Source organism: Bacillus sp. XB1, from assembly GCF_053557995.1.
The window spans coordinates 639,017-665,209 of sequence record NZ_JBNRIL010000001.1; the positions used below are offsets into that span (position 1 = coordinate 639,017).

The window sequence follows — 26,193 nt, forward strand, 5'->3', positions numbered from 1 at the left end:
CGGAATAGTGAAACAATAGAGAGGTAGCTTCATATAATCATAATGAAAAAGTGAGCGGTTGATGAATCGAACATAAAGGAGATTATAGTATGGCACTCTCATTTGTTGAAACAGAAGAACAATCTTTCATTATTGCACAAATAAATAAATTGATTCCGAAGTTCATGGAAAGGGAGCATCAGCTAAGTGAATTGGGATCATTTCCGTATGAAAATATAAATGATTTGAAAGATATCGGATATACGAAATTAACGTTACCGAAGGAATTTGGTGGTAGTGCGATTTCTTTATATGACTTTGTTTTATTTCAAGAGAAAATCGCGGAAGGCTGCGGAGCTACTGCATTATCGATTGGCTGGCATCTTGGCATTGTGAAAGAGCTAGCGGAAAATCGCTCTTGGAATGATGAGATGTTCAAATGGTTTTGCGAAGAAGTACGTAATGGTGCGCTCTTTAACAGGGCAGCAACAGAACCGAAAACAGGGAGTCCGACGCGTGGCGGCAAACCAGAAACAATAGCGGTTCAACAAGGCGAGAAGTGGGTTATAAATGGAAGAAAAACTTTTACAACGATGGCGCCAGTACTTGATTATTTTATTATTTCAGCAAGTATGGAAGGCCAAGAAGAAGTTGGTGAGTTTGTTATTCCAAGAAATACACTCGGTGTATCTATTGAAGAAACGTGGGATAGCGTTGCAATGCGAGGGACTGCTAGCCACGACCTTGTCTTACAAAATATAGAGATAGAAAGTCGCTTTTTTACAGATATAAAAGGCGGGAAAGTAAAACAAAAGGGTGTTGGCTGGTTGCTACATATACCAGCATGTTATTTAGGAATTGCACAATCAGCAAGAAATTATGCAGTTCAATTTGCGGAATCATACAAGCCAAACAGTTTAAACCATTCTATTAGTTTATTGCCGAATGTTAGAAGATTAGTTGGAGAATTAGAACTCGAGCTTATGCAAGCTCGCGTCTTTTTATATCAAATTGCGAAAAAGTACGATGAGGCAGAAGATAAACTATCACTGCAAGCAGAATTAGCAGCCGTGAAATATGCTGCAACAAATGCGGCGATATCTATAGTGGATAAATCGATGCGCATCGTAGGAGCAAAAAGTTTATCAGAAAAAAATCCGCTCCATCGTTACTATTTAAACGTCAGAGCAGGACTGCATAATCCACCGATGGATGATGCAACATTGTCTATGCTGGCGGATGCGGCGTTTCGGTCGTGATGTTTTAGGGATTCAACAAAAATAGCAGGACCTAATTCATTTAGGTTCTGCTATTTTTGTTCTGTTTCGCTGTACTTCAGGGTTTATTTATTATATGTAGTATAGAATAATTATGGAAGTCACATTAGAAGGTGATGAGAAACTTGATATAATTATTGAGTTTAGTTTTTTGTATTTAAGTTAAAAAGGCAGCTGAAATAAATTTTAATTGCAAACAAATAAAATTTGGTAAAGTACAAACTTACAAAAATATCGTTGTGAATTTATGGATATTTTTGTAATGATTCACCCATGGTTATCAGCGATTAAAAAATCGAATGCAGAGAATTACAAATAGAAGAAAAAATAAAAGGTTACTATTTATTAGTTAAAAGTAAAGTAACCTCTAGATAAAATGCATTTTCGATTGTTAGATACAAGTAACAATGGAAAATGTATTTTATTTTTGTTGAAATATGTTTAGGAATTAAATCAGTTGCTGTTTTTACTTAACGCTGCTGAATACTTTTATAAGATACAACTTAAAAGTACAGTATAAATAGTGTTTGTCATAGTATATATGTAGCATTCATATTGTAATAAAAGTATTACTATATTTTCTTATAAGGGAGAGGAAAGAGTAGTGCGTTATGATACACATATGGCTACATCTGTTGCAATAGGGGCTACACTTTCATTTATATCAGGTTATCCTTTTTCATTTGGATATGTAACAGGAATATTGTTAGGAAGTCTTTTGCCAGATATTGATGAACCAAATTCATACATAGGGCGACATTCTTTGGGCGTTGCAAAATTTGTAAAAAAGAAACTTGGACACAGAGGTCTTACTCACTCTTTTGTGGCCTGGATTATTATCTCTCTTTTGTATTTTATTTTCCAGTATTCTTTTTTGCTAGGAATAAGCATGGGATATTTATTTCATCTTATGGGAGATTATTTTACTCATCAAGGAGTACGTTTATTTCTTCCATTTGATAATAAGCGTTATAAAGCTCCATTTACTTTTAAGGTAGGCTCTTCTTTTGAAAATGTGATTTTTTGGATAGCTATGTTTAGTTTTGTTTTATTATTAATAAATGGATTGGCCCTTTCCTTTGTATACTCAACAATCCAATTACTCAGTAGCATGATTATAAGAATTGGAGCGATGTGAAATGTATAACAAACCGCTTATTGTTCATGCAAAAAGTAAAAAATTATATGTGTTAGACTGGCTTGATCCCGAGCGAGAAGTAATGAATAAGCTTTTACCATTTACTGATGTAATTCAAACCCCTGAGCGAGTAAGCACTTTTCTTATTTCCCCTTTTACTTTGTGGACGGCTGCTGCCAAAGGTTTAGTAACTGAGGATATTCTGCAAGTATTAGATGAATACTCTTATACGAAAATTTCGGTTACGTTTAAAGAGGAAATTCGGAGATATATGCAAGCGTATGGGACACTGGAGTTTCATGAAGAGTGTGGTGATTTATTACTTGTAGCCAAACATGAAAGTGTTATCAAGAAAATTCAAGGTATTAAATCTATTGAATCTAAAGTAATTGGGAATCCAAACTCTTATTCCAAATTGTTTGCAATGCGTCATCGAATAGAAATAAAAAAAATATTATTTAATCATGATTTGTTCGTCAAAGATTATACTTTCAACCCAGGAGAGCCATTAGGTGTTCACTTAGTTTCTCGAACATATGGTGGCAAGACTTTCATAATAAGAGATTATCAAAAAGATGCTGCTGAAGCATTTCGGAAATATGAGAGTAAAGCTAGTGGAGGTGGGACAATTATTATGCCACCTGGAGCTGGAAAAACGATTGTAGCGCTTAAGATAATGGAATATTTTCAGACTATGACCTTAATACTTGTTGAAAATCAGGAAAGTGCAGAACGTTGGAAACAAGAGTTATTAGACAAGACGGATCTTACAGAACATTATATTGGGATATATGAACTGAAAAACAAAAAAAAATATCCTGTTACTATTGGTACATACGCAGATATTGTTAAAAATATGGATATATTTAATGGTTATGGTTTTGTCATCTATGATGATGCGCATAAGTTACCTGCTAAAACTTATGAAAGGACAATTGAGATTCAAACACGTTATAGGTTGGCACTAGCATCTACGCTAGCAAGAGCGGATGAACAAGGGGCTAAGGTTTTTGCTTTAGTTGGACCAAAATGGTATGAAATATTGCATCAAGAATTGATTAGAAAAGGGTATAGTGTCCCTATTACTTGTATAGAAATGCGTATACCACTTTCTACAGAAATGAAGCAACAATATAATAGTTATGGTAATAATACAAATAAAAAAAGGGAATTAGCTGCGTTTAATACCCAAAAAGATAATATTGTTAAAGAATTATTAATGAAATATACAAAAAAACAAACGGTAATTACATCCTATCGTACAGAGTTAATAGAGAAGTATAGAAAACTTTTTGACATAGATAGTATATATGGGAAGAGTGATGAAAAACAAAACGAAGTATTGATTAAGCAGTTCAATGATAGGCAGATTAGTTGTTGCAATATTTCTTCTTTAAAAGCGGAAAAAGTCCTATTAAAAGGAGTGGAGGTTATTATTGCCACATCGTATCAACAAGGATCTGAAAGGGAAGAATATTTAAGGGTTGGAAAACTTCTCCCGAAGGAGGAGGGGAAAGAAGAGGGATTTTTATATTCTCTTGTGTCAGATGGAACTATTGAAGAAAACGATTATAGAAAGAGGAGGGTTAGTCTTCTTCATTATGGATTTCCATATAAGGTACACAAAGCGGGATGGATAGGAAAACAGGAGGAGAAATGATATGAATCTAACCGAGGCATTAAAGCAGTTAGATCAATCAGTTATTATTAGTATTGCCAAAGAGTTGAAGCTTATGAATGAAAATGATAATTTTTCAACAAAGTGGATAATATCACAAATTGCAAATAAACTAACGGGCATAAATTATTTGCAAAAGTTTGTTTTTCCTTGTCTCTCTAGTGAGGTGCAGAACGAAATGATATTTTATAGTTATAGGAGTCAGTTACTATCGGAGGTAAGTATTCGAGAGTTATCTCGTTTTGGTATAGTAATTAATAAAAAAATCCCATCAGATATACAAGAAGAAATACGAAAACAAAGTAGGACGTATGTGATAAAAGTTTTCGCAGAAGAAACAAAAAAGGTAATGTATACACCTTTTTTGAAATGTATGTTGTTTTTTTCTTATGTTGCAAAGGTTCCACAATTTGTATGCAAGCAAACAAAGAATGATAAATTTGTTAGAAAAGCAATACAAAGCTTATATTTTTGCGAGGAGGAACGAGTGTGGATTTATAAATTCCTAGACTATTTTGTGTGTACTGGAGTTCTACAAAAACAAGATTCGAAGTACAGTGTAGATGATGATGGGCTATTGATTTGGAGAAAAAGAGATATTGCTACAAATTTAAAACGATTCTATCAGAAACTAAGTCCTAACTTTTCTGTATCCTGGCTACAAAGCGTAGGGCAATATCAAGAGAGTCCAGAGGAATGGATTGACCTAAATATTTTATCAGTTGAAAACTTAGGGTATAGTTTGGCAATTCGGTATGGATTGGTTGAGCAGATAGAGAAGGAAAGTCGAAAATTTGTACGGTTAACACCGGAAGGATGGTGTTTAGCTAAAGGTATAAGTCACCCTAGTTGGAATGAGAATTCTTTTGTAGTTTCTGCGGGATTTGAATTGTTTATTCCTTATCATATTGACCCATTTCTTATTATGGAAATAGGATGTGCACTTTCATTAAAAGATAGTGATTATTTCCTAGTTTATGATTTAATGTCAATACAAGAAGAGAAAAAATATTCTGTTTGTAGAGATAGTCGTCAAATTTCTTATACTATATTAAATAAATCCACGTATATACCAGATGTAGTAAGATATGATTTAGAACATTTTATTTGATGCTATAAATTGTTGTGGGTTTTGAATAGAGAACATTTAATATTAAACATTATAAGAAGATGGAAGAGTTATTCATTGATTCGCTAATTAGATCCCTTGCTTAACTCAAAATAAGCAGGGGATATTGATGAATTTGAAGTTGATAATATAATTATCGTTATCAACAAAATTTAAAGATTAATAGGTATTTTTACATTTAGAATTGATGAAATAGTAATAAATTGAGTCGTTAGGGATAGATGTATGGGAAACTTGGTGTATATTTTTAAATGGTAAAATGTAAAAAATAAGAAACCGAAATAAAGTAAGTATAAAGGGAGGCTTTTTCATAAGAAATATATTAACACTTTTCATAGATAGAATAAAAACTATAAAAGAAAAAGCTATGTTCTTACATATTGATTAAAAAATCTTTCTTTTCATTCTTCTTTTTTAAGTTTTAAAGGAGAAAGCTAGGCTTCTTATTTTTACTAATGTTATAATAAGAAAAAAGCACGAAAAGAGGTCATCTCATGCTAGAGGTTATTGCAACATGTTTAGAAGATGTAAAACGAATTGAAAGCGCTGGCGGGAAGCGGATTGAATTAATTTCATCTTATACAGAAGGTGGTTTAACACCGAGTTATGCTTTTATAAAAAAAGCGGTAGAAGCGGTAAGTATCCCAATTCATGTTATGATTCGTCCGCATGCGAAGTCTTTTACATATAAGGAAGAAGAAATTGAAATGATGAAAGAAGATATTATAGTTGCACAGAAGTTAGGAGCAGCTGGTGTAGTATTGGGCGTATTAAATGAACGAAATGAAGTGGATGAAGAGAAATTAGCGGACTTACTATCTGTTGTAGATGGAATAAATGTAACGTACCACCGTGCGATAGATGATATAGAAAATCCAGTAGAAGCGATGAGAACTTTAAAGAAGTTTCATAAAGTGACTCACGTTTTAACTTCAGGTGGACAAGGAAATATAGTAGAGAATATTCCGGTGCTTACAGAAATGCAAAAGGTAAGTGATGGTCAAATTCAGCTTGTAGCTGGAGCTGGCGTGACGAAAGAAAATATAAAGCGATTGCTAGATGAAACTGGAATCACGCAGGCGCATGTCGGTACAGCGGTAAGAGAAGGAAAATCATGTTTTTCTGAAATAGATCCTAATTTAGTACAAGAATTAGTTGAAATAATAAAATAAGTGCTTAAGAAAGAGGAGAAACGATGAAGGAAAATACAAAGAAAGAATTATTCTCTTGGGCTAAAACGATAGGTTTTACCCTTGTATTAATTGCTATTATTCGCGGTGTTTTATTTACACCTTCTTTAGTGCAAGGTGAATCAATGATGCCCACTTTAAAAAATAACGAACGAGTTCTCGTGAATAAGATTGGTTATAGTATAAGTGGATTAGATCGCTTTGATATTATCGTCTTCCACGGAAAAGAAGGATACGATTTAGTAAAACGAGTAATTGGTTTGCCAGGCGATACAGTTGAGTATAAAAATGATGTTTTATATGTAAACGGAAAAGCGATGGAAGAACCATATTTAAAAAAGTTTAAAGAAAAAGCAGTAGGTCGTGTATTAACTCCAGACTTTACGTTAGAACAAATCACTGGGAAAACGAAAGTGCCAGAAGGCCAAGTATTTGTTTTAGGGGATAATCGTGAAGTTTCTAAGGATGGTCGCATGTTTGGCTTTATTTCAGAAGATGAAATTGTCGGAAAAGGACAAGCTGTTTTCTGGCCGTTGGAACAAGTAAGAGCGTTATAAAGTGTGGTGAAGTATGGGAGAGATATTCTTCCATACTTTTTTATTTGCTTAAAATCTATTGATTGAATTGAAAGAATATTTTATAATTTTAAATTATATGTTTGTTTCGAAAAACGGAATTTAAGTTCCGTAATTCGGAACGAAAGGGAGATAGAATGAGTATAAATAAAACGGCAGTTAAGACAATGGATATTTTAGAGTTGTTTTATGAGCATGAAGAGCTAAGTTTAACTGAGATGGTTCAGCTTACAAATATGCCGAAAACATCTGTTTATCGTTTAATTGGTTCGTTGGAAGAGATGGAGTTTTTACAAAAAAACGAAAAGGGGAAATATCGTTTAGGGGTCGTATTTTTACGGTTCGGTCAACTTGTTTCACACCGATTATCAGTAAGAAATATAGCAATTCCTTATATGAAAGAACTTAGAGATAGTTTAGGACAGGCAGTTAATTTAATAATTCAAGATGGTAATGACGCAATTTATGTTGAAAAGATGGAAGGTGTTCAGCCAGTACGCGTGTATACGGCAGTTGGAAGAAGAGCACCGCTTTATGCTGGTGCATGTCCAAGAATTTTACTATCGTATTTCTCTGAGGAAGAGAAACGGAGATACATAGAGGAAGTGGATTTAAAACAGTTTGCAGATGGAACAATCGTGGATAAGGAACAATTGTTAGAAGTGTTGCAAATGGCAAAAAAGGAAGGCTACACAATTAGTTATTCTGAGTTAGAAAATCATACAGCCGCGATAGCAGCACCCATTTTCGCGAGCGATGGAACGGTTGTAGCAGGCATTAGTATTTCAGGATTAGCAATTGAGTACAGCGAAAGTAACATTTCATATTTTATTGCGAAGGTGAAAGAAACAGCGCATCGCATTTCGAAAGAACTCGGCTTTTTGGCATAGAAAGAGGGAGTAGGATGAAATTTTCTGCGTTAGGGGATCAAGCAATTATTGTTACATTTGGTGAAGAAATTAAGATGGATATATATGAGAAAGTACAGCGGTTATTTCAAGCACTGCAGCAACATCCGTTTGCAGGAATGATTGAGTGTGTTCCATCGTTTACTTCATTAGCTGTTTACTACAATGTATACGAAGTATGGAAGAGAAATGAGAGAAGTGAAAGGTCATATGATTACGTTCGCCAGTATATAAAGGAACTGTGTGATTCTTATAAAGAAGAAGTAAAACAGGATGTGAAACATATTTCTATACCAGTGTGCTACGGGGGAGAATATGGACCTGATTTAGAAGAGGTCGCGCATTATCACGGTTTACAAGTAGAAGATGTGATTCGAATACATAGTGAAACTATATATTTTGTATATATGCTTGGTTTTACACCAGGGTTCCCGTATTTAGGAGGACTATCAAAAGAATTAGAAACACCTAGAAAAGAAACACCACGATTACAAATCTCTCCTGGTTCAGTAGGTATTGGCGGAAATCAAACAGGTATTTATCCGCTTGAAACACCAGGTGGATGGAATATTATCGGCCGAACTCCTATTTCATTATTTAATCCGGAAGAAGAAATACCAACATATATTCAAAGTGGTATGTATTTACGATTTATTCCAATAACGAAGGAAGAGTACGTATCACTTGAGGGGGTTAAAGAATGGATGTAGAAGTTTTGCATGCGGGAATGTTTACAACAGTCCAAGATTTAGGGCGATCTCATTATCAACAATACGGTGTGCCAGTTGGCGGGGCGATGGATCAAAGTGCACTTCGGATGATCAATATGTTAGTTGGTAATGAAGAGAATGAAGCGGGACTCGAAATGACGATTATGGGACCTAAATTGTTAATAAAGAAAACGACTTTACTTGCGATTGGCGGAGCAGACATGGAACCGTTGTTAAATGGAGAACGTATCCCATTATGGCGTCCCATTTTAGCGGAAGAAGGTAGTATGCTTTGTTTTGGAAAAGTGAAAAGTGGTTGTAGAGCGTATGTGACTTTTGCGGGTGGTATACATATTGAGCGTACAATGGGAAGCAAAAGTACGTACATACGTGCTGCGATTGGTGGTATAGAAGGAAGAATGCTGAAAAAAGGAGATTGTTTTCAAATTGGTACGTACTCAGAAATGGCGAATCGTTTCATTCAAGACTTACAAAAAGATGAGCGAATAAAAACGAAATGGGTAATTAGCAACAGCGTACTACCAAAGTATAAGAAACATCCTAAGCTTCGTGTCATAGCTGACTTTGAATACGATCAATTTACAGAAGAAAGTAGAAAGGCATTTTTTACGAAAGAGTATAAGGTATCTAATTATGCTGACCGTATGGGCTATAGGGTTGAGGGAGAAGTTTTAAATAGGATTGAAGAAAAAGAGATTTTATCGAGTCCTGTTACATTTGGAACCATTCAAGTTCCTAATGGCGGACAGCCGATTATATTAACGGCAGATAGGCAAACGACAGGTGGCTATCCGAGAATGGGAAATATCATTTCAGTAGATTTACCTCTTCTTGCCCAGCTAAAGCCGGGGGACTATGTTTCTTTTGAGAAAATTACGCTTGAAGAAGCGGAACAATTGTACATAGAACAAGAAGTAAATATGAATCTATTAAAGAAATCCATCGCTTTACGAAGCTGGAATTAGGAGGAATACATTGTGACTACAATCGATTTAAACTGTGATTTAGGAGAAAGTTTTGGAGCTTATAAAATGGGGAATGATGATGAAATTCTTCCGTTCGTTTCCTCTATAAACGTTGCTTGCGGTTTTCATGCGGGTGATCCGTCTATTATGCGTCAAACTGTTGAAAAAGCTTTGGAGTATAACGTAGCAATAGGGGCGCATCCTGGATTTCCTGATTTAATTGGATTTGGTAGAAGAAACATGAATGTTTCAGCAAGTGAAGTATACGATTATGTTTTATATCAAATCGGCGCATTAGACGGGTTTGTAAAAGTGGCTGGCGGGAAGATGCATCATGTAAAGCCGCACGGTGCCTTATATAATATGGCGGCGTCTAATCCGGAAATTGCAGATGCAATCGCAAAGGCAATTTATCATATAAATCCAAGTCTATTACTTTACGGATTAGCAAATAGCGAGGCGTTTATACAGGCTGCAGAAAAATACAAAGTAACTCTCGTGCAAGAGGCTTTTGCGGATCGTACGTATAAGCAAGATGGTACATTAACGAGCCGTACAGAAGAAAATGCGCTTATAAAAGATGAAGACGAAGCGATAAAGCAAGTACTTCAAATGGTGAAAGAAGGCCATGTAAATTCGATCAATGGAGAGAAAGTAGCAGTTCAGGCGCAAACGATTTGTTTACACGGTGATGGGGAAAAAGCAGTGCAATTTGCAGAAAGAATATACAGAACATTCGGACATGATGGTATTTCTATATGTGCACCGAAATAAAAAATGAGGGGAAGTGTTGGAATTGGTGAAATTAATCGGGATATTATTAGTGGCAGTGGGCTTTTTATTTAGATTAAATACACTTTTAGTAGTTATGGTTGCAGGTATTGTTACTGGTATGGTTTCAGGATTAAGTTTTTATGATGTGATCAGCATGTTCGGTAAATTTTTCATAGAAAATAGATATATGTCTATGCCAATTATATTAACTTTACCGGTAATCGGAATTTTAGAGCGTTACGGTTTAAAAGAAAGAGCCGAAGCACTTATAACGAAATCAAAAGGAGCAACAACTGGAAGAGTATTAATGTCATATTTTACGATAAGAGAATCATCAGCAGCACTAGGGCTTAATATTGGTGGGCATGCGCAAACAGTAAGGCCGCTCGTTGCACCGATGGCAGAAGGGGCTGCGCAAGGTAAATACGGTAAACTTCCTGAAAAATTAAGAGAAAAGATTAAAGCAAACGCAGCTGCTGCGGAAAATACAGCTTGGTTTTTCGGAGAAGATATTTTCATCGCAACTGGTGCTATTTTATTAATGAAAGGATTCTTCGATTCAGTAGGTATGCATGTCGGTGTATGGGATATGGCACTTTGGGGCATTCCGACAGCAATATCTGCACTTATTGTAAGCTGGATTAGATTTAGAAGGTTTGATAAATATATAGAGAAAACAATGAAGGCAGAAGGAAAAGAAGAGAAGGAGGCAATCTAATATGAACATCATCACAATGGATACAATCTATTATGTATTAGGGATAATTGTTGCTTTTATCGCTGTTCGTATCGCATTCGATCGTGAACATCCAAACAGATTCGGTTCTAGTTTATTTTGGGCATTGTTTGCAGTTACATTTTTATTTGGAAATGTAATTCCTTCGTTTTACGTTGGCTGTATCGTGCTCGCTATGGTCGTTTTAGCCTCGCTAAATAAAGTGACAAAATCAGAGGAAAAAGAAGTTCCAGTACAAGAACGTGTAAAACATGCTGAGAAATTAAAAAATAAAATTTTTATGCCTGCACTATTAATTCCTATTTTTACAATTATCGGTACGTTGACGTTAGGGAAAATTAAATGGGGAAATGTCTCTCTTGTTGATCCAGATAAAGTAACTTTAGTTGCATTAGCGCTTGGTGCATTACTCGCATTTGTCGCGGCGATGCGTATTACAAAATCGAAAATAACAACGCCTGTTCAAGAAGGAAGCAGACTATTACAAGCTGTCGGCTGGGCTGTTATTTTACCACAAATGTTAGCGGCACTTGGCGGTATTTTTGCGAAGTCGGGCGTTGGACAAGTCGTTTCTGATTTAGTCGGACAAGTGTTACCGACAGAGTATCCGTTCGTTGCTGTTATGGCGTACTGTTTAGGCATGATGCTATTTACAGTCGTAATGGGAAATGCATTCGCAGCGTTTGCTGTTATTACTGGCGGAATTGGCTTACCTTTAATAGTTCAAATGCACGGCGGAAACCCAGCAATTATGGCAGCACTCGGTATGTTTGCTGGATATTGCGGAACGCTGCTTACACCAATGGCAGCAAACTTTAATATCGTACCTGCGATGCTTTTAGAGCTAAAGGATAAAAATGCGGTTATTAAAGCGCAAGTACCAATTGCTCTTTCCATTTTCATTATTAATATGTTTATTATGTACGGCCTTGTATATCGTTTCTAATTAGGAGGATAAAACTATGAAAACAGTATTATTAACAGGATTCGATCCGTTCGGCGGAGAAAGCATCAATCCAGCTTGGGAAGTCGCAAAAGGTTTGCATGAAAAAACAATTGGAGAATACAAGATAATAAGCAAACAAATACCAACTGTATTTCATAAATCAATAAGCGTATTAAAAGAGTATATAGAAGAACTAGCGCCGGAAATTATTATATGTATCGGACAAGCTGGGGGCAGACCAGATATTACGATAGAACGTGTCGCAATTAATATTGATGATGCAAGAATTGCTGATAATAAAGGGAATCAGCCAGTAGATGTACCGGTTGTAGAAGAAGGAGCGATTGCGTATTGGTCTACACTTCCGATGAAAGCAATCGTAAAAAAACTTCGCGAAGAGGGCATACCGTCATCTGTTTCACAGACGGCAGGCACATTCGTTTGTAATCACTTATTCTATGGACTTATGCATGAACTAGAGAAACATGATAAGAAAATAAAAGGCGGATTCATTCATATTCCGTTTTTACCAGAACAAGCGAGTAACTATCCAGGGCAACCGAGTATGTCACTTTCTACTATTCGTAAGGGAATAGAATTGGCAATTGAAGTAACGATGACAGTTGAAGGAGATATTGTAGAGATTGGGGGCGCAACGCATTAAGTAAAATGAATTGTACAACACCTCCTGTAAACAACTGGTATAATAAGAATAGGAAAATACATAGAGGTGATTTTTGTGCAACAATTTGAAGAGGTACGTTCAATTTTAGAAAAAGCGAAGAAAATTACAGTATTAACAGGCGCTGGTGCAAGTACGGAAAGTGGTATCCCAGATTTCCGTTCAGCAAATGGATTGTATGCTGATGCGAATGTGGAGATGTACTTATCAAGAGGGTACTATAACCGAAGTCCGAAAGAATTTTGGAAGCATTATAAAGAAATCTTTCAAATTAATACGTTCCATCAATATAAACCAAATCGTGGACATCATTTTTTAGCTGAGCTAGAAGAACAAGGGAAAGATATTACGATTTTAACGCAAAATATTGACGGTTTACATCAATTAGGTGGCAGTAAACATGTCATTGATTTACATGGAACACTTCAAACAGCACATTGTCCGAAGTGTAAAGCGGGATATGATTTACAGTATATGATTGATCATGAAGTGCCGCGCTGTCAGAAGTGTAATTTCATTTTAAATCCAGACGTTGTTTTATACGGAGATACACTGCCTCAATATCAAAATGCGATGAAACGTTTATATGAAACAGATGTACTTCTCGTTATGGGAACGTCATTAAAAGTACAACCTGTCGCTTCATTTCCGGAAATCGCAAAGAGAGAAGTAGGGGAAACAACTATTTTAGTAAATGAAGAGTTAACAGGACAGGAATATAACTTTGATTATGTTTTTCAAAATAAAATTGGTGAATTTGTTGAAGAGGTATCTTTAATGAAATAAGTTATCGAAAAAACTGAGGTAGATACCTCAGTTTTTTATTTGAGTATTCGCTGTTTTAAGCCATATGAAAACATTTTGATAATGTAGTAACAACACCTCTATAATTTATAAAAAATTGTTTCATAGGTAAAATAGCAGAGTAAGAAGTAATATTATCTTTAGTGAATACACAATCGTCATAAAGTAAGCTAATATGTAGCTGTTGTAAAGGCTCTATTTCGTTTTGCTTTAAGTATAAAACTAAGTCATTATAAAGTTGTTCACTATAATTACTTACGGAACATTCTATTGAAAGCTGACCTACTATGCTAGTCCACCATACTTTAAAGCTACATATTAATTCTTTAAATGATTCCTCATCACATAAATTAGCGTCAAAAAGTTTCTTATAAAATATATGATTCTCCTCGTGGAAAATTTGTAAATCATATCTGTCGTTAGCAGTTTGCTTACGAAGAGTCAGCCATAATTCTTTGAAATTTGTTTCAAAGTCACTTGAGAAATGTAATGTTTTTGTTATGTAAGGAAAACGTAAATTTCCTTTTTTCTCTTTTTGGTTGAGATACATATTTTGAATGTAGATCATAAAGTTTAAACAATGTGGCGTTTTAGTATGTATGATAAACGAATCTGTCATTTTCGTTCTCTCCTTAAGTAATGTCTTTTATAAATTTATTTCTTTAGTATACAAAGAAATGTAAACTAATGGTATAAAAATAAATTTGCCCCATTTTTCTTTTAGAATAATATTCATGTTATTTTGCATTCAGGGAATGGTAATAAATAGGATATAAAAATAAAAAACTGAAAATTAAATCTTTTATTTCTTTTATAATTAATATAAAATTCTATATATATCATATAAATAAATTTGATACATAATGACTTTGCGTAGAAATGTTAATAGAATGAAGCGAGGGAGCGAAATGAGACAGAAAAAGGAGCAGAAAAAACTATCGAAAAAGAAAAAGACTCATATTCCATTTCGGTTAAATGTACTATTTTTTATTGTCTTTCTTTTATTTTCAGCTATTATAATTCAATTAGGTAAAGTACAAATCATTGATGGAGAAACGTATAGAAATGAAGTAAATAAAAAGGAAGATGTAACGGTAAGCACTCCCGTTCCTAGAGGGAAAATGTTTGATCGGCAAGGTCACGTTATTGTAAATAATAAACCATTGCGAACCGTTACATATACGAAAATGAGAGGAGTAGACTCGAAAGAAGTTTTACAAGTAGCAAGAGATTTAGCTAAGCTAATTGAAATGTCGCAAGAGGACATAGACAAGTTAACAGAAACAGATAAAAAGGATTTTTGGATGCAGTTAAATGAAAAGCGGGCAGCAGCGAAAGTAACGAAAGAAGATGAGAGTAAATTTAGAAAGCAGGAGATAGAAGGGAAAGAATTAGATAAAAAAGTTGAAGAGTTACGTAGGGAAAGAATTACACAAGAAGAATTAAGTGAACTTTCAAAAGAAGACCTAGAAGTACTAGCCATTAAAAGCAAAATGAATGCGGGATATAAAATGACGCCGCAAATCGTTAAAAAAGATGTAAGTCAAAATGAATATGCTGTCGTTAGTGAAAGGTTGGCAAGTTTACCGGGGGTAGATACAACAGTAGATTGGGAACGTGAATACCCAAATGATAAAATACTGCGCTCTATACTAGGTAGCGTTTCTAATGAAAATGAAGGGTTGCCAAGAGAACAATTAGATTATTATTTAGTTCGTGATTATAATCGAAACGACCGTATTGGTAAAAGTTACATCGAAAAACAATACGAAGATGCACTACACGGAACGAAAGAACAGTCTAAAAATATTACGGATAAAGCAGGGAAGATTGTTCGAACAGAAAAAGTGACTGAAGGAAAAAGTGGAAATAACTTGATGTTAACAGTCGATATGGATTTACAGAAAAGAGTAGAGGGAAGCCTTGAAAAGAATTTACAAGCCTTTCATGCTGCAGAGCCGATGATGGATCGTGCGTTCGTAGTAATGATGAATCCGAAAAACGGTCAAATTTTATCAATGGCAGGAAAGAAAATTGTAAATAAAGATGGCGGTATGCAAATAGAAGATTATGCATTAGGAACGATGACAAGTTCTTATGAGTTAGGGTCAACTGTAAAAGGTGCTACTTTATTAACTGGATATCAAACAGAAGCGATTAAGCCGTATACACATTTCTTTGATGCACCAATGTATTTTAAAGGAAGTTCTAAGCCGAAGAAATCGTGGAAAGAATTTGGGGATATTGATGATTTAAGAGCTTTGCAAGTGTCATCGAACGTTTACATGTTTAATACGGCTTTAAAAATGGCAGGCATTAATTATGTCCCAAACAATCCATTAGACATTAAACAAGAAACATTTAATAAAATGCGCTACTATTTTAGACAATTTGGCCTAGGTGTGTCGACTGGTATTGACCTGCCAAATGAATCAATTGGTCAAGTAGGTAGAACTGATAACATACCCGGATTTTTACTTGATTACGCGATTGGACAGTATGATACATATACGCCGCTTCAGCTTGCACAATATATTTCAACCATTGCAAATGGCGGTTACCGAATGAAACCACAAATTGTACAAGAAGTTAGAGAGCAACCGAATAGACCAGAGGATGTAGGAAAAGTCGTTCGGTCGATTGAACCAGTTGTATTAAATCGAGTGGATATGGACACTTCGTACATTAATCATGTAAAAGAAGGATTTAGAAGAGTTTTTCAAGAAGCTGACGGAACAGGTACCGGAACGTTTAAAGGTCTACCATATAAACCAGCGGGAAAAACAGGAACAGCTGAGACAGTATATGGTGGAGAAAGTGATATTGGAAGAGATGAGAACAACAACCGAAAAAAATGTTATAATTTAACTCTTGCCGGTTATGCACCATATGATGCTGATCCGGAAGTAGCTTTTTCAGTTGTTGTACCATGGGTGAATGATGATAAATCAGGAATTAATTCTGCGATTGGTAAAGAAATTTTGGATGCGTATTTTGAGTTAAAAACAAATAGATCAAATGCAAATTCAATTCCAGTAGAACAACCGAACAAGGCACAGTAAAAATAGTATCACTGCATGGAAACATATTGTGCAGTGATATATTTTTTGAGTTAAAAAGCGCTTTATAAGGTGGGAATGGATATGAAAAAGGAGATTAAGAGAGGCTGGGGCAAGTACATACTATTTATATTGGTGATAGTCATAGGCTACCATTCTTTTACTTTATGTAAGGTGGAAGGGGAATCGATGCAGCCGACTTTATATGAAGAAGATTACGTATTTGTAAATAAAGCAGTAGTACGTCTTTCTAATTTACAACACGGAGAAATTGTCATTATAAAGGAAGCGGATGAATCGAAATATTATGTGAAACGTGTAATAGGGCTTCCTGGTGATGTAATTAACATAACGAACGGAAAGGTATATGTGAACGATAAAAAGCAAGAAGAACCATATACAAACAAAGATTTATTTAACAACACACAAGTGTTTTATAACTTTCAAAAGACAAAAATTCCGCCAAATAAGTTATTTGTAATGGGAGATAACCGCGAAGTAAGTAGAGATAGTCGAAATGGCTTAGGATATATTGAAGAAGATAACATAATTGGCAAGGTGGAATTTGTATATTATCCTTTTTCAAAAATGAAAATAATAGAATAAGTGGGAGAGGAGCAAAACCCCACTTATTAAAGTTTCACTTTATTTTCTTTAAAAAACCTTTTGGATTAAATGATATGAAAAATTTATGTTTAGACTCGTCGATTATGAAGTTATTATTTTTAGTTAAAAACTCATCCACAGCCTCCATCGGGCCAGGACCCCAATCGGGAAGAAGCGGATGTCCATTAATGGAGGTATCTTCTACAATCATATAACTGCCAGTAGTGACGATAGATTTATATAGTAATAGTTCTTTGGATACATGCTCTTTACTATGATCAGAATCTAAAATAACTAAAACCACATCATCAGGTTTGCGCATGCTTACTATTGTTTGGATGGCCTGCACAGAAACAGAAGATGCTGTTAAATACGTAATCCGATTATGTGATGGTCGATTTGGCTGCGGAGTTATATCGATAGTAAGTACGTGACCTTTTCCAATTAAATCTAACATAGAAGCTAAATACAGTGCACTACCACCGTGAAAAGTCCCGCATTCAATAATTAAATCGGGCTTTAATTCATAAATGATTTCTTGATACAAAAAGAGATCAGAGGGAAGTTTACAGATTGGAACCCCGAACCAGTGTGTATCGTTTAACCATACGAGGCTGTTGTAATATTGGTTTAGAAATTCATTGCTTATATTATCGATTTTAAATTCTCCTTTCTAAAAAGGATTCTCTCGTTTGACGTAAAGTGTTTACGCATGAAAGTTGTACTATATATTATGTAGTAAGGAATTGTAAGGCGAGTGTTTTTACTTGAAAATAAGCCAAATAACTCATGTGGAAAATGAAAGGAAATGATCGTATGTACAAATACACAATTTGCTTTATTAGAAAAAGCGATAAAATACTGCTGTTAAATAGAAATAAAAAGCCGAATATGGGGATGTGGAATGGTGTTGGAGGAAAAATAGAAGATAATGAAACGCCATACGAAGGAATAATTAGAGAAACATTTGAGGAAACGGGCATAGAACTTTCAAGTGTAACGTATAAAGGGACTGTTGGTTTTAAAGGTAAAGATGAGCCCCAGGCTAGTGAAGGAATGTATGTGTTCGTTGCTGATTTGCCAGATGGAATGCAAATGAATACACCATTACGTACGGCTGAAGGTCTATTAGAATGGAAAGAAATTGATTGGATATTAGATGGTGATAATAGAGGAGTAGTTAGCAATTTACCAAAATACTTACCGACAGTATTAACAGAAGAAAATAAGTTAGAACATATGTTTACGTATGATAACCGGAATATTATTCATTACACAACTGCATGTTTGACAGAAGATAATGCGAACAAGCGATATGAAAAACAACTCATTTCTCAATAGAAGAGGAAAGTGAAAAATCACGTTTTTGCTCTTATCATATATGCGAGGTGATTATATGTTTCAGAAATACAATTCATTGGTCATAATTGTAATATGCATGATATAACTTTTCTTATTATGAAAGAGTAGAGAACATATGTAAACGGAGCAAAAAGGAGGTGGCTTTGCCACCTCTTTTTGTTAGCTACAAATCGCCTTAATCATAAAACGATGTTGCTTCACATCAAAATAACCTTTTTGTAAGATGATTTCATGTATACGATATAATTCCTCACAATACCTTTCAACAGTAAAATCAGGAATTTGCCACGGAATTGCTTTTAAATAATAGACGATAGCGCCAATGTCATAAAAGCGTTGGAAAGGGAATTCCTCTTTTGCATCTAAGATAGTAAATCCATTTTGCTTTAACTCACTGCATGCGGTTTCGAGAGACCAACTTGCAAATTCGCTATTTAGTGGTGAGCCAAACTGCTCATTAAGTTCCGCGCAATCAAGACCGCCAACTTGTTGTGTAAGAAAAACGCCACTTGGAGAAAGAATTCTGTTTACCTCAGAAGCAGCATACGATTCATGTTGATTTATAATTAAATTAAATTGACCATCTTGAAATGGCAAAGCAGTATCATCGGTCACTTCTACAACGGTAACCCCTAAAGGCTCTAATTTCTTTCGAGCAATTGGCACATTTGGAGCGTAGCCCTCAGTAGCGAATATAGTTGACGGGAACGGTTGTAACATAGATAAAAACTCTCCGCCGCCAGTACCCATATCGAGCATTGATTCTGCACGTTGCATAAGCTGAAAAGCAGTACTGCCGTATGACCACGATAAAGGCTCGCTCTTCATTCGACCTGTTTCTGAAATGAAAGAAAAATCCCAGCCGCTAAAATGTGTATTTGCACTTTCTAATAAAGTTAAAAATAATGAATCACGTTTCATAATTATGTCCTCCTATTTTTTTAATGGATGATATGATGAGAAAAGAAAAAGGGAGGACCTCTTATTAAAGTGGAACGGTTTTATGTTTCGTGTTCGAATAGATTCATATAAAGTTACTCCTTGTGAGAATTGTTATTTATATATTCGGGTTAATTGAGTGAAAATCCTTTGAGGGTATAAAAGAAGGCAGTTGTTTAATGAAAAAATAAATTGAGTTATCTAATTTTATAGTGTAATTGTTCATCCATACGCATAAAAAAATTATTCTCTCCATAAAATAGTAAAATTATATTGGAGGTTGAATTATGGAAAAATTCAGTGTATTTTCAATAACCTTGATGACTTTTGGAATGTTATTATTTGGATTAAATAGGATAATAGATAGCTATTCTGAGCCTATTATCCTATTAGGGTATATTTCTTTTTTAATTGGAGTGGTTCTGAGTATTATAGCGATTGCTAGACGTGAAGATGGAAGATTAAAATTCATATCACTTATCTCTTTCTTTGTTCTCCTGTTTTTCATTACTTGGTTTGAGTCGTTTCAGGTACTACAAATTATTACTTGGCTAAAAAATATCTATTAAAATTTAAATTGTTGGTAAAAATGGGAAACCTTAAATTTAGGTTTCTTTTTATTATATTCGATTATCAATATTAAAACTTATTAGAGCCATTAATAAAAGAAATAGATATATAAACCGAGTGTAAAAATATTTTAATTCTTTGAAAACATTCAGCGATTTAGTATTCTTTATATATGGAATATTTTGTTTATGCGAAAAGAGGGCAAGGTGCTATATGAAAAGAATGAAAAATGTAATGTTAGTATTGTTATGTTTCTTATGTTTAAGTGGGTGTAATTATAAAGATGACGATCAGGTGAAAAAATATGTGAAAAAAAAGCACGGAATTGATGTGATTGTAACACATTGGGGTGCTATAAACGAAGGGAATATGGGGCATACATATCATACTGTTCAAGCAAAAAATAACAAAAATATTCAATTTAGAGTAGAGGTAGATGGCTTTTTATATTCAAGAATAAAAGGTGATGAATATCAATACGGAAAAAAAACATATGAGGAATATAAGAAATTTAAACCAATGCTAGAAGAAATTAAAAAATTAGGTTACGTGGAACCTGAAAATAAAAATGTTTTTCAATATATAGTGGATGATGATATAGAGGAGAAACCAACGGATAAGTTATTATTAACTTTAAAAACGAGTGACAAGATTGATTACAGTCAATTTGAATCAAAAGAATTAGATCGTTTATATGCTCTAATTCAATTCATTCAGAAGAGTAATAGAAAGATAACAACACTTGAAATTGAGGATTATAATGGTGAATCTATAGGTTTCCCTTTTCAAAATGTGCAAAAAGCTATAACGAAAGAAGAACTGCTTTTAACAATGAAAAACACAGTAAGCGGTTATTGGACATATTTGATTCAAACTGAAACAAAAGTAGGCGTAAGGTTAAATGAAATTCAAAATGATCGTTTTGTAATTGAGGATATTACTTGTCCACACCCGAAAGACGGCAATTGTCTAGAGTATGAATTGACTTTAGTTTTCAATGACAGTGAGATAAAATATAGAAATGATCCATATGTAATAGATGATTTGAGAAAGGTAGTCACTATTCTTAAAGAAGAACTATATAATAAGGAATTTAACATATATTTAAGGAACAAGGATGGAACAAGTTATTCACTCTGGCTATCATCCGAAAAAATTAAGGAAAGTAATAACATAGAAGAGTTAGTAAAATAATGATATAAAGAAGAAATTTAAAGTACTTTTTATGTTTGTTATTTCTGTATTCAAAAGGAAAACCGCTTATGCTTCATTTTTGAAGCATAAGCGGTTTTGTTTAAAATACTTAAAAAGAAAAATTTTTTGGTAAAGTACCACTTTTTATTACTGTTCTTAGCCCATGTTTTATAATCCAAGGATTAATAGGATGCTGTTTATCACGTAATTGCTGTAACCACTGAAAAACGAGTTCTTTATCTTCTTTCGTAATATCGTTAATATGATTGGCTACAGATTTTTGAACATATTTAGAAGGGTCATTCATTAATGGTTCAAGAAGCTGTAAATTGTACTTAAAATCACCTTTTAGAGCTCCTGTTTTTTTAGCCCAAGGAAGTCTTGGTCTCGTACCTTCAGAAACTAATCTTCTAATGTGGCTGTTTTTATCATGAATCCACTTTTGTAATATGTTTAGTGTGTCTTCATGGTATGTTTGAAGAAAAGGCCGAATGGCATATTCAGCAGTATTCCTTTTTGTTATTTCATACATGGCGTTGAATGAGGTTTCAAAGTCGTTAAGTCCATATTTTTCAATGTATTTTGCAAGAGGCATGTACATATATCCGTTTGTAAATGTGCCTACTTCTGTTGTATTTTCTGGGCCTAATGTTTTTAGTAATATATGTATTGCTTCATTAAAATCTTTTTGTAATGCATTATGTAATTCATCTGCTATTACTTCAATACGTTGTTTTAACCCTAAACCTTCAACTTTACATGTTACAGAGGATACAAAGTTTTTTTTAGAGAAATTCGGATCGTATTTACAAATAGAATCAGCTATTTTTTCTGCTAATTCTTCGTTAAATAAAAATTTTAACGGAACATATTTACCCATTTTTTCACCTCGGTGGTCAAATGAAAACAATTTTTATTTTTTAATCGACAATCCATAAACTAACGTCTCACTCGGAGTCGTAATACTAAAACCTGTCGTCTTATAATCAAGTTTCACCGTATCACCAGTGTAGTCTTTCGTGAATGAATCCATTTGTACGATAAGATCTGCATCTTCATATACAACATCATCTGCGTTATATGTATCCCAAATTAAATCGACATCAACGAAAATACTACAAGAGTTTGTCATTGTCCCTCTAATGCGAATGATCTTTTTGTCTTCACGTTCTAATCTATGTATAGCTGCTTTTGCTTCATCAGTAATGCGAATGTTCATTGTATCCCAACCTTTATTTATATTTCCTTTATTATTGCAAAAACAGGAGCAATAGGGAAGCAAAGAGGTTTGCAACAAAAAACGAGCAAACAAATTTGTTTGCTCGTTTCACTTTATTTTAGTTCACATTTATCGAGTGGAATCACTTTTGTTTTTTTCGTAAATTTATATCCTAACCATAGTACTAAGAAGAGTGGTAAACCGATGTAAGAAACAAGTACGCCGTTCCAATCGATTGATTCACCCATAAATGCGCCATAGTTTTGTCCTAAAATTACGATAATACAAAGAGTAAATGCGAAGAGTGGACCGAATGGGAACCATTTTGCTCTATATGGTAAGTCATTTAAATCTTTTCCTTGTGTGATATACGCTTTACGGAAACGGTAATGACTAATTGCAATTCCGACCCATGCGATAAAGCCAGACATTCCGGATGCGTTTAATAACCAAATGTATACAACACCGTCACCGAATAAAGAAGCAATGAAAGCAATACTACCGACAATCGATGTTACGATTAACGCGTTAACAGGTACACCGCGGCTATCTAATTTACCAAGAAATTTTGGTGCTTTTCCTTGGCGAGCTAAATCCCAAAGCATACGAGTTGATGCATACATACCAGAGTTACCAGCAGATAGTACAGCAGTTAAAATAACAGCGTTCATAACAGAAGCTGCAAAGGCAACGCCCGCTTTTTCGAAAATAAGTGTAAATGGACTTACTGTTACATCACTTGCGGCAAGACTTTCAGTTGTATAAGGAATTAATAAACCGATAACGAGAATCGCAAGAATATAGAATAAAAGAATACGCCAAAAGATCGAACGAATTGCTTTCGGGATATTACGTTCTGGATCAGAAGTTTCACCAGCAGCTACCCCAAGTAATTCAGTTCCTTGGAAGGAGAAACCAGCTGCCATAAATACACCGATAATTGCCATGATACCACCGTTAAATGGTGCATCAGCAACAGTGAAGTTTTTGAAGCCAACAGTTTCGCCCCCCATAATTCCGAAAATCATCATAAAGCCGACAATTAAAAAGATAATAATTGTAACTACTTTAATAAGTGCGAACCAATATTCAGATTCACCAAACCCTTTAACAGATAAATAGTTTAAAAGGAAAATAATAGCTAAACATAATCCGCTCCAAATAAGAGAAGGGGTATCTGGGAACCAAAATTTCATAATTAATGTTACGGCCGCTAGTTCTGCCGCAATTGTAATCGCCCAGTTATACCAGTAGTTCCATCCAAGTGCAAAACCAAGTGATGGATCAACAAATTTTGTTGCATACGTACTAAAAGATCCAGTAACAGGCATGTAAGCTGCAAGTTCAGCTAAGCTTGTCATTAAGAAATATACCATAATTCCAATTGCGGCGTATGCGATTAATGCGCCGCCAGGACCAGCTGAATGAATGACACCACCGCTGGCAAGAAATAGTCCGGTACCAATTGTACCGCCGAGAGAAATCATCGTAAGGTGACGCGATTTTAATCCGCGTTTTAATTCACCTTGTCCTTGTGTAGTTTGCGTTTTAGAGGTAGATTGATTTGTTGCGCTATTCATGTTCAACACTCCTTTTCTTGTAGGTTAGGAAGGAGCGGGGGAGAAAAATACAAAAAACCGCCAAAGGAATTTGGCGGAACGTTTCACAAATAACCACCCCATCATACCCTTCCGTTAAGATAGCACCCCACGTTTACACGGTAATTTTGTAAACGTGACAGTTCTGTTCCTTTCGGAGACAGCCCCAGCTCATATTTCCAGAGAAGAAATATAAACTTCGGCAACTTTTCCTTTCAAACGGAGTCAGCTGACATTCTCTGTGTCTCGTCCGTCGTACTCTTAAAAGTCGCAACCTCTACCTCATCGGATTGATGAGGATTTATATATTGCTAAGATTTTTAATATATGGCAATTGTAATGACTTTCTGAATATATTGCAAGATATTTTGTTAGGAAAAGTCAAAAAATATCGGTTATTGTATAGGAAACGCTTGCAAAACTCCACCCGAACCTACTATTATGTAGCAATAAGCAAAGAAAAAATTGTTATACAAATGTTTCGCAAAAAATATTGAAAAACCCTCTAAATAAAAAGAAAATTCAGAAAAATATAATTCGACATTCATGATAAAGTCATATTATTTGTTATAATTAGAGTAACGTTTAAGCAAAAAGGGGAAATCAAAATGAAATTAGAAACAGAAAGGCTCTATATAGTGCCGTGTACAGAAGAGAGTATTCAAGTTGCTAACGAGCAAGGATATAATAGCGGTCCGCATATTGTAGGGCATGTAGAGAATGTGAAACAAGATGAGGCTTTATTACCATGGGGGGCGTGGTATGTTCTTCGGAAAGAAGATGATAGCGTTTTAGGTGATATTGGATTTAAAGGGAAACCAAACGAGGATCAAACAGTAGAAATTGGCTATGGATTCATTGAGAAATATTGGAATCAGGGCTATGCAACAGAAGCTGTAAAAGAACTATTCGATTGGGCTTTCAAAACAGGTGAGGTAGAAACAATAATTGCAGAGACACTTCTAGATAATTATAGTTCGATGCGTGTTTTAGAAAAGTTACATATGAAGAGAGTAAATGCTACAGAAACGATGATTAATTGGAAAATAGAAAAATAAAAAATACCGCTCTAAATTGAGCGGTATTTTTTATAGTTATGGTAGCATTTGCTTCTGATCATTTGGATACTCAGCCGTTGATGCGTTAGGACGATTGGAATGATTTCGAACAGCAATGAAAATAGAAATAATAACGACAAGACCAACTGCAACGTAAGAAAGTGAAATAACAGTTGGATCCACTTTAAATGTAGTAAGCAGTGTACGAATATTTGTAAAGATAATAAGACCACCAACTAATACGCCAAGTAAATGGGGTGGAACGATGCGGACTAACCATGCAGCAATTGGAGCTGCGACAATACCGCCGAGCATTAAGGCAAATACCCAAACCCAGCTTACTTGTTCCCAGCCAAGTGAAATGAAAAAGCCGATTGTTGCAGCGAGTGAAACAGGAAATTCACTCGTATCTACAGATCCAATAACTTTTCTAGCTTCATTTCCTCTTGCTAGAAGAACAGGTGTCGTAATGGGCCCCCAACCACCGCCACCAGTTGAATCAACGAATCCAGCGAATAAACCAAGCGGCACAAGTTGTTTTGCAGACATACGCTTATTTGAAGTGACAATTTGTTTTTGAATGATGAATCGTAATAAAATATAAACCCCTAAAGTAAATAAAAATACGGAAATGTATGGTTTGATTACATCTCCGGGCAAATTACTTAAAAAACATGCCCCAACAAATGCGCCGATTGCCCCAGGTAATGTAAGCCTGGAAACTGTATATTTATCAACGTTTCCAAATTTGATATGAGATGCGCCGGAAGCTGCAGTTGTAACGACTTCAGCTAAATGAACTGATGCAGATGCAACAGCTGGTGCAATACCAAACATTAATAATAAAGAGGAAGACGTTACTCCATACGCCATTCCAAGTGCTCCATCGATCAATTGAGCGAAAAATCCAATAATAGCAAAGACAATTAATTTCTGCATAAATAATCCCCCTGTAATAATAAATGAAAAAGACACTTTTCCCGTATGAGAAAAGTGCCTTTGGTTTTTCCAATCAGCAATAATTAAATTTGTTTCATTATAATACATATTAATCGTATAAATCAACTAGGTTTTAA

At 34.8% G+C, this 26,193-nt stretch carries 27 protein-coding genes and 1 riboswitch; of the genes, 20 read left to right on the forward strand and 7 right to left on the reverse strand.

Translation table 11 applies throughout. The annotated features are described in order from the left end of the window. Window positions 1-89: 89 nt before the first annotated feature. The 14 genes from ACK1U5_RS03115 (at window position 90) to ACK1U5_RS03180 (ending at window position 13,494) form a co-directional block, all read left to right on the forward strand. On the forward strand, window positions 90-1,238 hold the full coding sequence (locus ACK1U5_RS03115; RefSeq protein WP_087875524.1) for an acyl-CoA dehydrogenase family protein: 1,149 nt from the start codon (window positions 90-92) through the stop codon (window positions 1,236-1,238). Between the two features lie 622 nt (window positions 1,239-1,860). Further along, a complete protein-coding gene (locus ACK1U5_RS03120; protein ID WP_113710660.1) occupies window positions 1,861-2,394 on the forward strand; it encodes a metal-dependent hydrolase in 534 nt (177 codons plus the stop codon). Window position 2,395: 1 nt separating this feature from the next. Then, on the forward strand, window positions 2,396-4,054 hold the full coding sequence (locus ACK1U5_RS03125; RefSeq protein WP_065703776.1) for a DEAD/DEAH box helicase family protein: 1,659 nt from the start codon (window positions 2,396-2,398) through the stop codon (window positions 4,052-4,054). A gap of 1 nt (window position 4,055) precedes the next feature. Continuing rightward, window positions 4,056-5,183, forward strand: coding sequence for a hypothetical protein (locus ACK1U5_RS03130; protein WP_065703778.1), 1,128 nt, complete (start codon window positions 4,056-4,058; stop codon window positions 5,181-5,183). A gap of 512 nt (window positions 5,184-5,695) precedes the next feature. After that, window positions 5,696-6,373: a copper homeostasis protein CutC gene (locus ACK1U5_RS03135; RefSeq protein ID WP_048568578.1), complete on the forward strand. Its 678-nt coding sequence runs from the start codon at window positions 5,696-5,698 to the stop codon at window positions 6,371-6,373. Window positions 6,374-6,396: 23 nt separating this feature from the next. After that, window positions 6,397-6,948 carry a signal peptidase I gene (gene lepB, locus ACK1U5_RS03140; RefSeq protein WP_000662498.1) on the forward strand — a complete coding sequence of 184 codons (552 nt, stop codon included), beginning with the start codon at window positions 6,397-6,399 and terminating at the stop codon, window positions 6,946-6,948. Between the two features lie 155 nt (window positions 6,949-7,103). Then, entirely contained in the window at window positions 7,104-7,856 is a 753-nt protein-coding gene (locus ACK1U5_RS03145) for an IclR family transcriptional regulator (RefSeq protein WP_044784030.1), read from the forward strand. A gap of 14 nt (window positions 7,857-7,870) precedes the next feature. Further along, window positions 7,871-8,584, forward strand: a complete 714-nt coding sequence (pxpB, locus tag ACK1U5_RS03150) for a 5-oxoprolinase subunit PxpB (protein WP_113710661.1) — start codon at window positions 7,871-7,873, stop codon at window positions 8,582-8,584. Next, window positions 8,575-9,570, forward strand: coding sequence for a 5-oxoprolinase subunit C family protein (locus tag ACK1U5_RS03155; RefSeq protein WP_087875521.1), 996 nt, complete (start codon window positions 8,575-8,577; stop codon window positions 9,568-9,570). The genes pxpB and ACK1U5_RS03155 overlap by 10 nt, the downstream gene beginning before the upstream one ends. A gap of 12 nt (window positions 9,571-9,582) precedes the next feature. Then, window positions 9,583-10,344 carry a 5-oxoprolinase subunit PxpA gene (gene pxpA / locus ACK1U5_RS03160; RefSeq protein WP_087875520.1) on the forward strand — a complete coding sequence of 254 codons (762 nt, stop codon included), beginning with the start codon at window positions 9,583-9,585 and terminating at the stop codon, window positions 10,342-10,344. A gap of 22 nt (window positions 10,345-10,366) precedes the next feature. Then, window positions 10,367-11,062 carry a DUF969 domain-containing protein gene (locus ACK1U5_RS03165; protein WP_000239809.1) on the forward strand — a complete coding sequence of 232 codons (696 nt, stop codon included), beginning with the start codon at window positions 10,367-10,369 and terminating at the stop codon, window positions 11,060-11,062. 1 nt (window position 11,063) lies between these two features. Beyond that, window positions 11,064-12,026, forward strand: coding sequence for a DUF979 domain-containing protein (locus tag ACK1U5_RS03170; protein ID WP_001021658.1), 963 nt, complete (start codon window positions 11,064-11,066; stop codon window positions 12,024-12,026). A gap of 16 nt (window positions 12,027-12,042) precedes the next feature. Then, window positions 12,043-12,690, forward strand: a complete 648-nt coding sequence (gene pcp / locus ACK1U5_RS03175) for a pyroglutamyl-peptidase I (protein ID WP_069605084.1) — start codon at window positions 12,043-12,045, stop codon at window positions 12,688-12,690. Window positions 12,691-12,765: 75 nt separating this feature from the next. Next, on the forward strand, window positions 12,766-13,494 hold the full coding sequence (locus ACK1U5_RS03180; RefSeq protein ID WP_113710662.1) for an NAD-dependent protein deacylase: 729 nt from the start codon (window positions 12,766-12,768) through the stop codon (window positions 13,492-13,494). Between the two features lie 55 nt (window positions 13,495-13,549). On the opposite strand, the gene ACK1U5_RS03185 is transcribed toward ACK1U5_RS03180, so the two are convergent. Then, the gene (locus ACK1U5_RS03185) at window positions 13,550-14,131 is read right to left on the reverse strand and encodes a hypothetical protein (RefSeq protein WP_069605086.1); all 582 of its coding nucleotides are present in this window, start codon (window positions 14,129-14,131) and stop codon (window positions 13,550-13,552) included. A 289-nt stretch (window positions 14,132-14,420) separates the two neighbouring features. Here ACK1U5_RS03185 and ACK1U5_RS03190 point away from each other — a divergent pair, with 289 nt between their 5' ends. Then, the gene (locus ACK1U5_RS03190; RefSeq protein ID WP_069605087.1) at window positions 14,421-16,574 is read left to right on the forward strand and encodes a peptidoglycan D,D-transpeptidase FtsI family protein; all 2,154 of its coding nucleotides are present in this window, start codon (window positions 14,421-14,423) and stop codon (window positions 16,572-16,574) included. 81 nt (window positions 16,575-16,655) lie between these two features. Next, on the forward strand, window positions 16,656-17,177 hold the full coding sequence (lepB, locus tag ACK1U5_RS03195) for a signal peptidase I (protein ID WP_001986493.1): 522 nt from the start codon (window positions 16,656-16,658) through the stop codon (window positions 17,175-17,177). Window positions 17,178-17,211: 34 nt separating this feature from the next. On the opposite strand, the gene ACK1U5_RS03200 is transcribed toward lepB (ACK1U5_RS03195), so the two are convergent. Beyond that, window positions 17,212-17,835 (reverse strand): cephalosporin hydroxylase family protein, encoded by a 624-nt coding sequence (locus ACK1U5_RS03200; protein ID WP_080481888.1) that lies wholly within the window; start codon window positions 17,833-17,835, stop codon window positions 17,212-17,214. A 158-nt stretch (window positions 17,836-17,993) separates the two neighbouring features. Here ACK1U5_RS03200 and ACK1U5_RS03205 point away from each other — a divergent pair, with 158 nt between their 5' ends. Next, window positions 17,994-18,518, forward strand: a complete 525-nt coding sequence (locus tag ACK1U5_RS03205) for an NUDIX hydrolase (protein ID WP_069605089.1) — start codon at window positions 17,994-17,996, stop codon at window positions 18,516-18,518. Between the two features lie 180 nt (window positions 18,519-18,698). Here ACK1U5_RS03205 and ACK1U5_RS03210 read toward each other — a convergent pair whose 3' ends face one another. Next, window positions 18,699-19,460 (reverse strand): class I SAM-dependent methyltransferase, encoded by a 762-nt coding sequence (locus ACK1U5_RS03210; protein WP_050821944.1) that lies wholly within the window; start codon window positions 19,458-19,460, stop codon window positions 18,699-18,701. A gap of 305 nt (window positions 19,461-19,765) precedes the next feature. Here ACK1U5_RS03210 and ACK1U5_RS03215 point away from each other — a divergent pair, with 305 nt between their 5' ends. Both ACK1U5_RS03215 and ACK1U5_RS03220 read left to right on the forward strand, forming a co-directional pair. Then, the gene (locus ACK1U5_RS03215; RefSeq protein WP_000410606.1) at window positions 19,766-20,047 is read left to right on the forward strand and encodes a hypothetical protein; all 282 of its coding nucleotides are present in this window, start codon (window positions 19,766-19,768) and stop codon (window positions 20,045-20,047) included. A gap of 214 nt (window positions 20,048-20,261) precedes the next feature. Further along, window positions 20,262-21,242, forward strand: coding sequence for a hypothetical protein (locus ACK1U5_RS03220; RefSeq protein WP_047386416.1), 981 nt, complete (start codon window positions 20,262-20,264; stop codon window positions 21,240-21,242). 109 nt (window positions 21,243-21,351) lie between these two features. Here ACK1U5_RS03220 and ACK1U5_RS03225 read toward each other — a convergent pair whose 3' ends face one another. The 3 genes from ACK1U5_RS03225 to ACK1U5_RS03235 form a co-directional block, all read right to left on the reverse strand. Next, window positions 21,352-22,122: a DNA alkylation repair protein gene (locus ACK1U5_RS03225; RefSeq protein WP_069605088.1), complete on the reverse strand. Its 771-nt coding sequence runs from the start codon at window positions 22,120-22,122 to the stop codon at window positions 21,352-21,354. A gap of 33 nt (window positions 22,123-22,155) precedes the next feature. Continuing rightward, a complete protein-coding gene (locus ACK1U5_RS03230) occupies window positions 22,156-22,461 on the reverse strand; it encodes an iron-sulfur cluster biosynthesis family protein (RefSeq protein WP_030026273.1) in 306 nt (101 codons plus the stop codon). Between the two features lie 113 nt (window positions 22,462-22,574). After that, on the reverse strand, window positions 22,575-24,041 hold the full coding sequence (locus ACK1U5_RS03235) for an amino acid permease (protein WP_001083388.1): 1,467 nt from the start codon (window positions 24,039-24,041) through the stop codon (window positions 22,575-22,577). A gap of 112 nt (window positions 24,042-24,153) precedes the next feature. Further along, window positions 24,154-24,347: riboswitch (Lysine riboswitch) on the reverse strand. Between the two features lie 320 nt (window positions 24,348-24,667). On the opposite strand from ACK1U5_RS03235, the gene ACK1U5_RS03240 reads away from it, so the two are divergent. After that, window positions 24,668-25,117: a GNAT family N-acetyltransferase gene (locus ACK1U5_RS03240; protein WP_069604664.1), complete on the forward strand. Its 450-nt coding sequence runs from the start codon at window positions 24,668-24,670 to the stop codon at window positions 25,115-25,117. A gap of 36 nt (window positions 25,118-25,153) precedes the next feature. Here ACK1U5_RS03240 and ACK1U5_RS03245 read toward each other — a convergent pair whose 3' ends face one another. Then, window positions 25,154-26,056, reverse strand: a complete 903-nt coding sequence (locus ACK1U5_RS03245; protein WP_001170721.1) for a sulfite exporter TauE/SafE family protein — start codon at window positions 26,054-26,056, stop codon at window positions 25,154-25,156. Between the last annotated feature and the right edge of the window lie 137 nt (window positions 26,057-26,193).

Coding starts and splice junctions, on each gene's coding strand:
- ACK1U5_RS03185 (WP_069605086.1), bottom strand. CDS start 14,131: ATGACAGATTCGTTTATCATACATACTAAAACGCCACATTGTTTAAAC.
- ACK1U5_RS03130 (WP_065703778.1), top strand. CDS start 4,056: ATGAATCTAACCGAGGCATTAAAGCAGTTAGATCAATCAGTTATTATT.
- ACK1U5_RS03220 (WP_047386416.1), top strand. CDS start 20,262: ATGAAAAGAATGAAAAATGTAATGTTAGTATTGTTATGTTTCTTATGT.
- ACK1U5_RS03205 (WP_069605089.1), top strand. CDS start 17,994: ATGTACAAATACACAATTTGCTTTATTAGAAAAAGCGATAAAATACTG.
- ACK1U5_RS03190 (WP_069605087.1), top strand. CDS start 14,421: ATGAGACAGAAAAAGGAGCAGAAAAAACTATCGAAAAAGAAAAAGACT.
- ACK1U5_RS03125 (WP_065703776.1), top strand. CDS start 2,396: ATGTATAACAAACCGCTTATTGTTCATGCAAAAAGTAAAAAATTATAT.
- ACK1U5_RS03240 (WP_069604664.1), top strand. CDS start 24,668: ATGAAATTAGAAACAGAAAGGCTCTATATAGTGCCGTGTACAGAAGAG.
- ACK1U5_RS03115 (WP_087875524.1), top strand. CDS start 90: ATGGCACTCTCATTTGTTGAAACAGAAGAACAATCTTTCATTATTGCA.
- ACK1U5_RS03230 (WP_030026273.1), bottom strand. CDS start 22,461: ATGAACATTCGCATTACTGATGAAGCAAAAGCAGCTATACATAGATTA.
- pcp (WP_069605084.1), top strand. CDS start 12,043: ATGAAAACAGTATTATTAACAGGATTCGATCCGTTCGGCGGAGAAAGC.
- ACK1U5_RS03215 (WP_000410606.1), top strand. CDS start 19,766: ATGGAAAAATTCAGTGTATTTTCAATAACCTTGATGACTTTTGGAATG.
- ACK1U5_RS03170 (WP_001021658.1), top strand. CDS start 11,064: ATGAACATCATCACAATGGATACAATCTATTATGTATTAGGGATAATT.
- ACK1U5_RS03135 (WP_048568578.1), top strand. CDS start 5,696: ATGCTAGAGGTTATTGCAACATGTTTAGAAGATGTAAAACGAATTGAA.
- ACK1U5_RS03145 (WP_044784030.1), top strand. CDS start 7,104: ATGAGTATAAATAAAACGGCAGTTAAGACAATGGATATTTTAGAGTTG.
- lepB (WP_000662498.1), top strand. CDS start 6,397: ATGAAGGAAAATACAAAGAAAGAATTATTCTCTTGGGCTAAAACGATA.
- lepB (WP_001986493.1), top strand. CDS start 16,656: ATGAAAAAGGAGATTAAGAGAGGCTGGGGCAAGTACATACTATTTATA.
- pxpB (WP_113710661.1), top strand. CDS start 7,871: ATGAAATTTTCTGCGTTAGGGGATCAAGCAATTATTGTTACATTTGGT.
- ACK1U5_RS03225 (WP_069605088.1), bottom strand. CDS start 22,122: ATGGGTAAATATGTTCCGTTAAAATTTTTATTTAACGAAGAATTAGCA.
- ACK1U5_RS03235 (WP_001083388.1), bottom strand. CDS start 24,041: ATGAATAGCGCAACAAATCAATCTACCTCTAAAACGCAAACTACACAA.
- ACK1U5_RS03245 (WP_001170721.1), bottom strand. CDS start 26,056: ATGCAGAAATTAATTGTCTTTGCTATTATTGGATTTTTCGCTCAATTG.
- ACK1U5_RS03210 (WP_050821944.1), bottom strand. CDS start 19,460: ATGAAACGTGATTCATTATTTTTAACTTTATTAGAAAGTGCAAATACA.
- ACK1U5_RS03155 (WP_087875521.1), top strand. CDS start 8,575: ATGGATGTAGAAGTTTTGCATGCGGGAATGTTTACAACAGTCCAAGAT.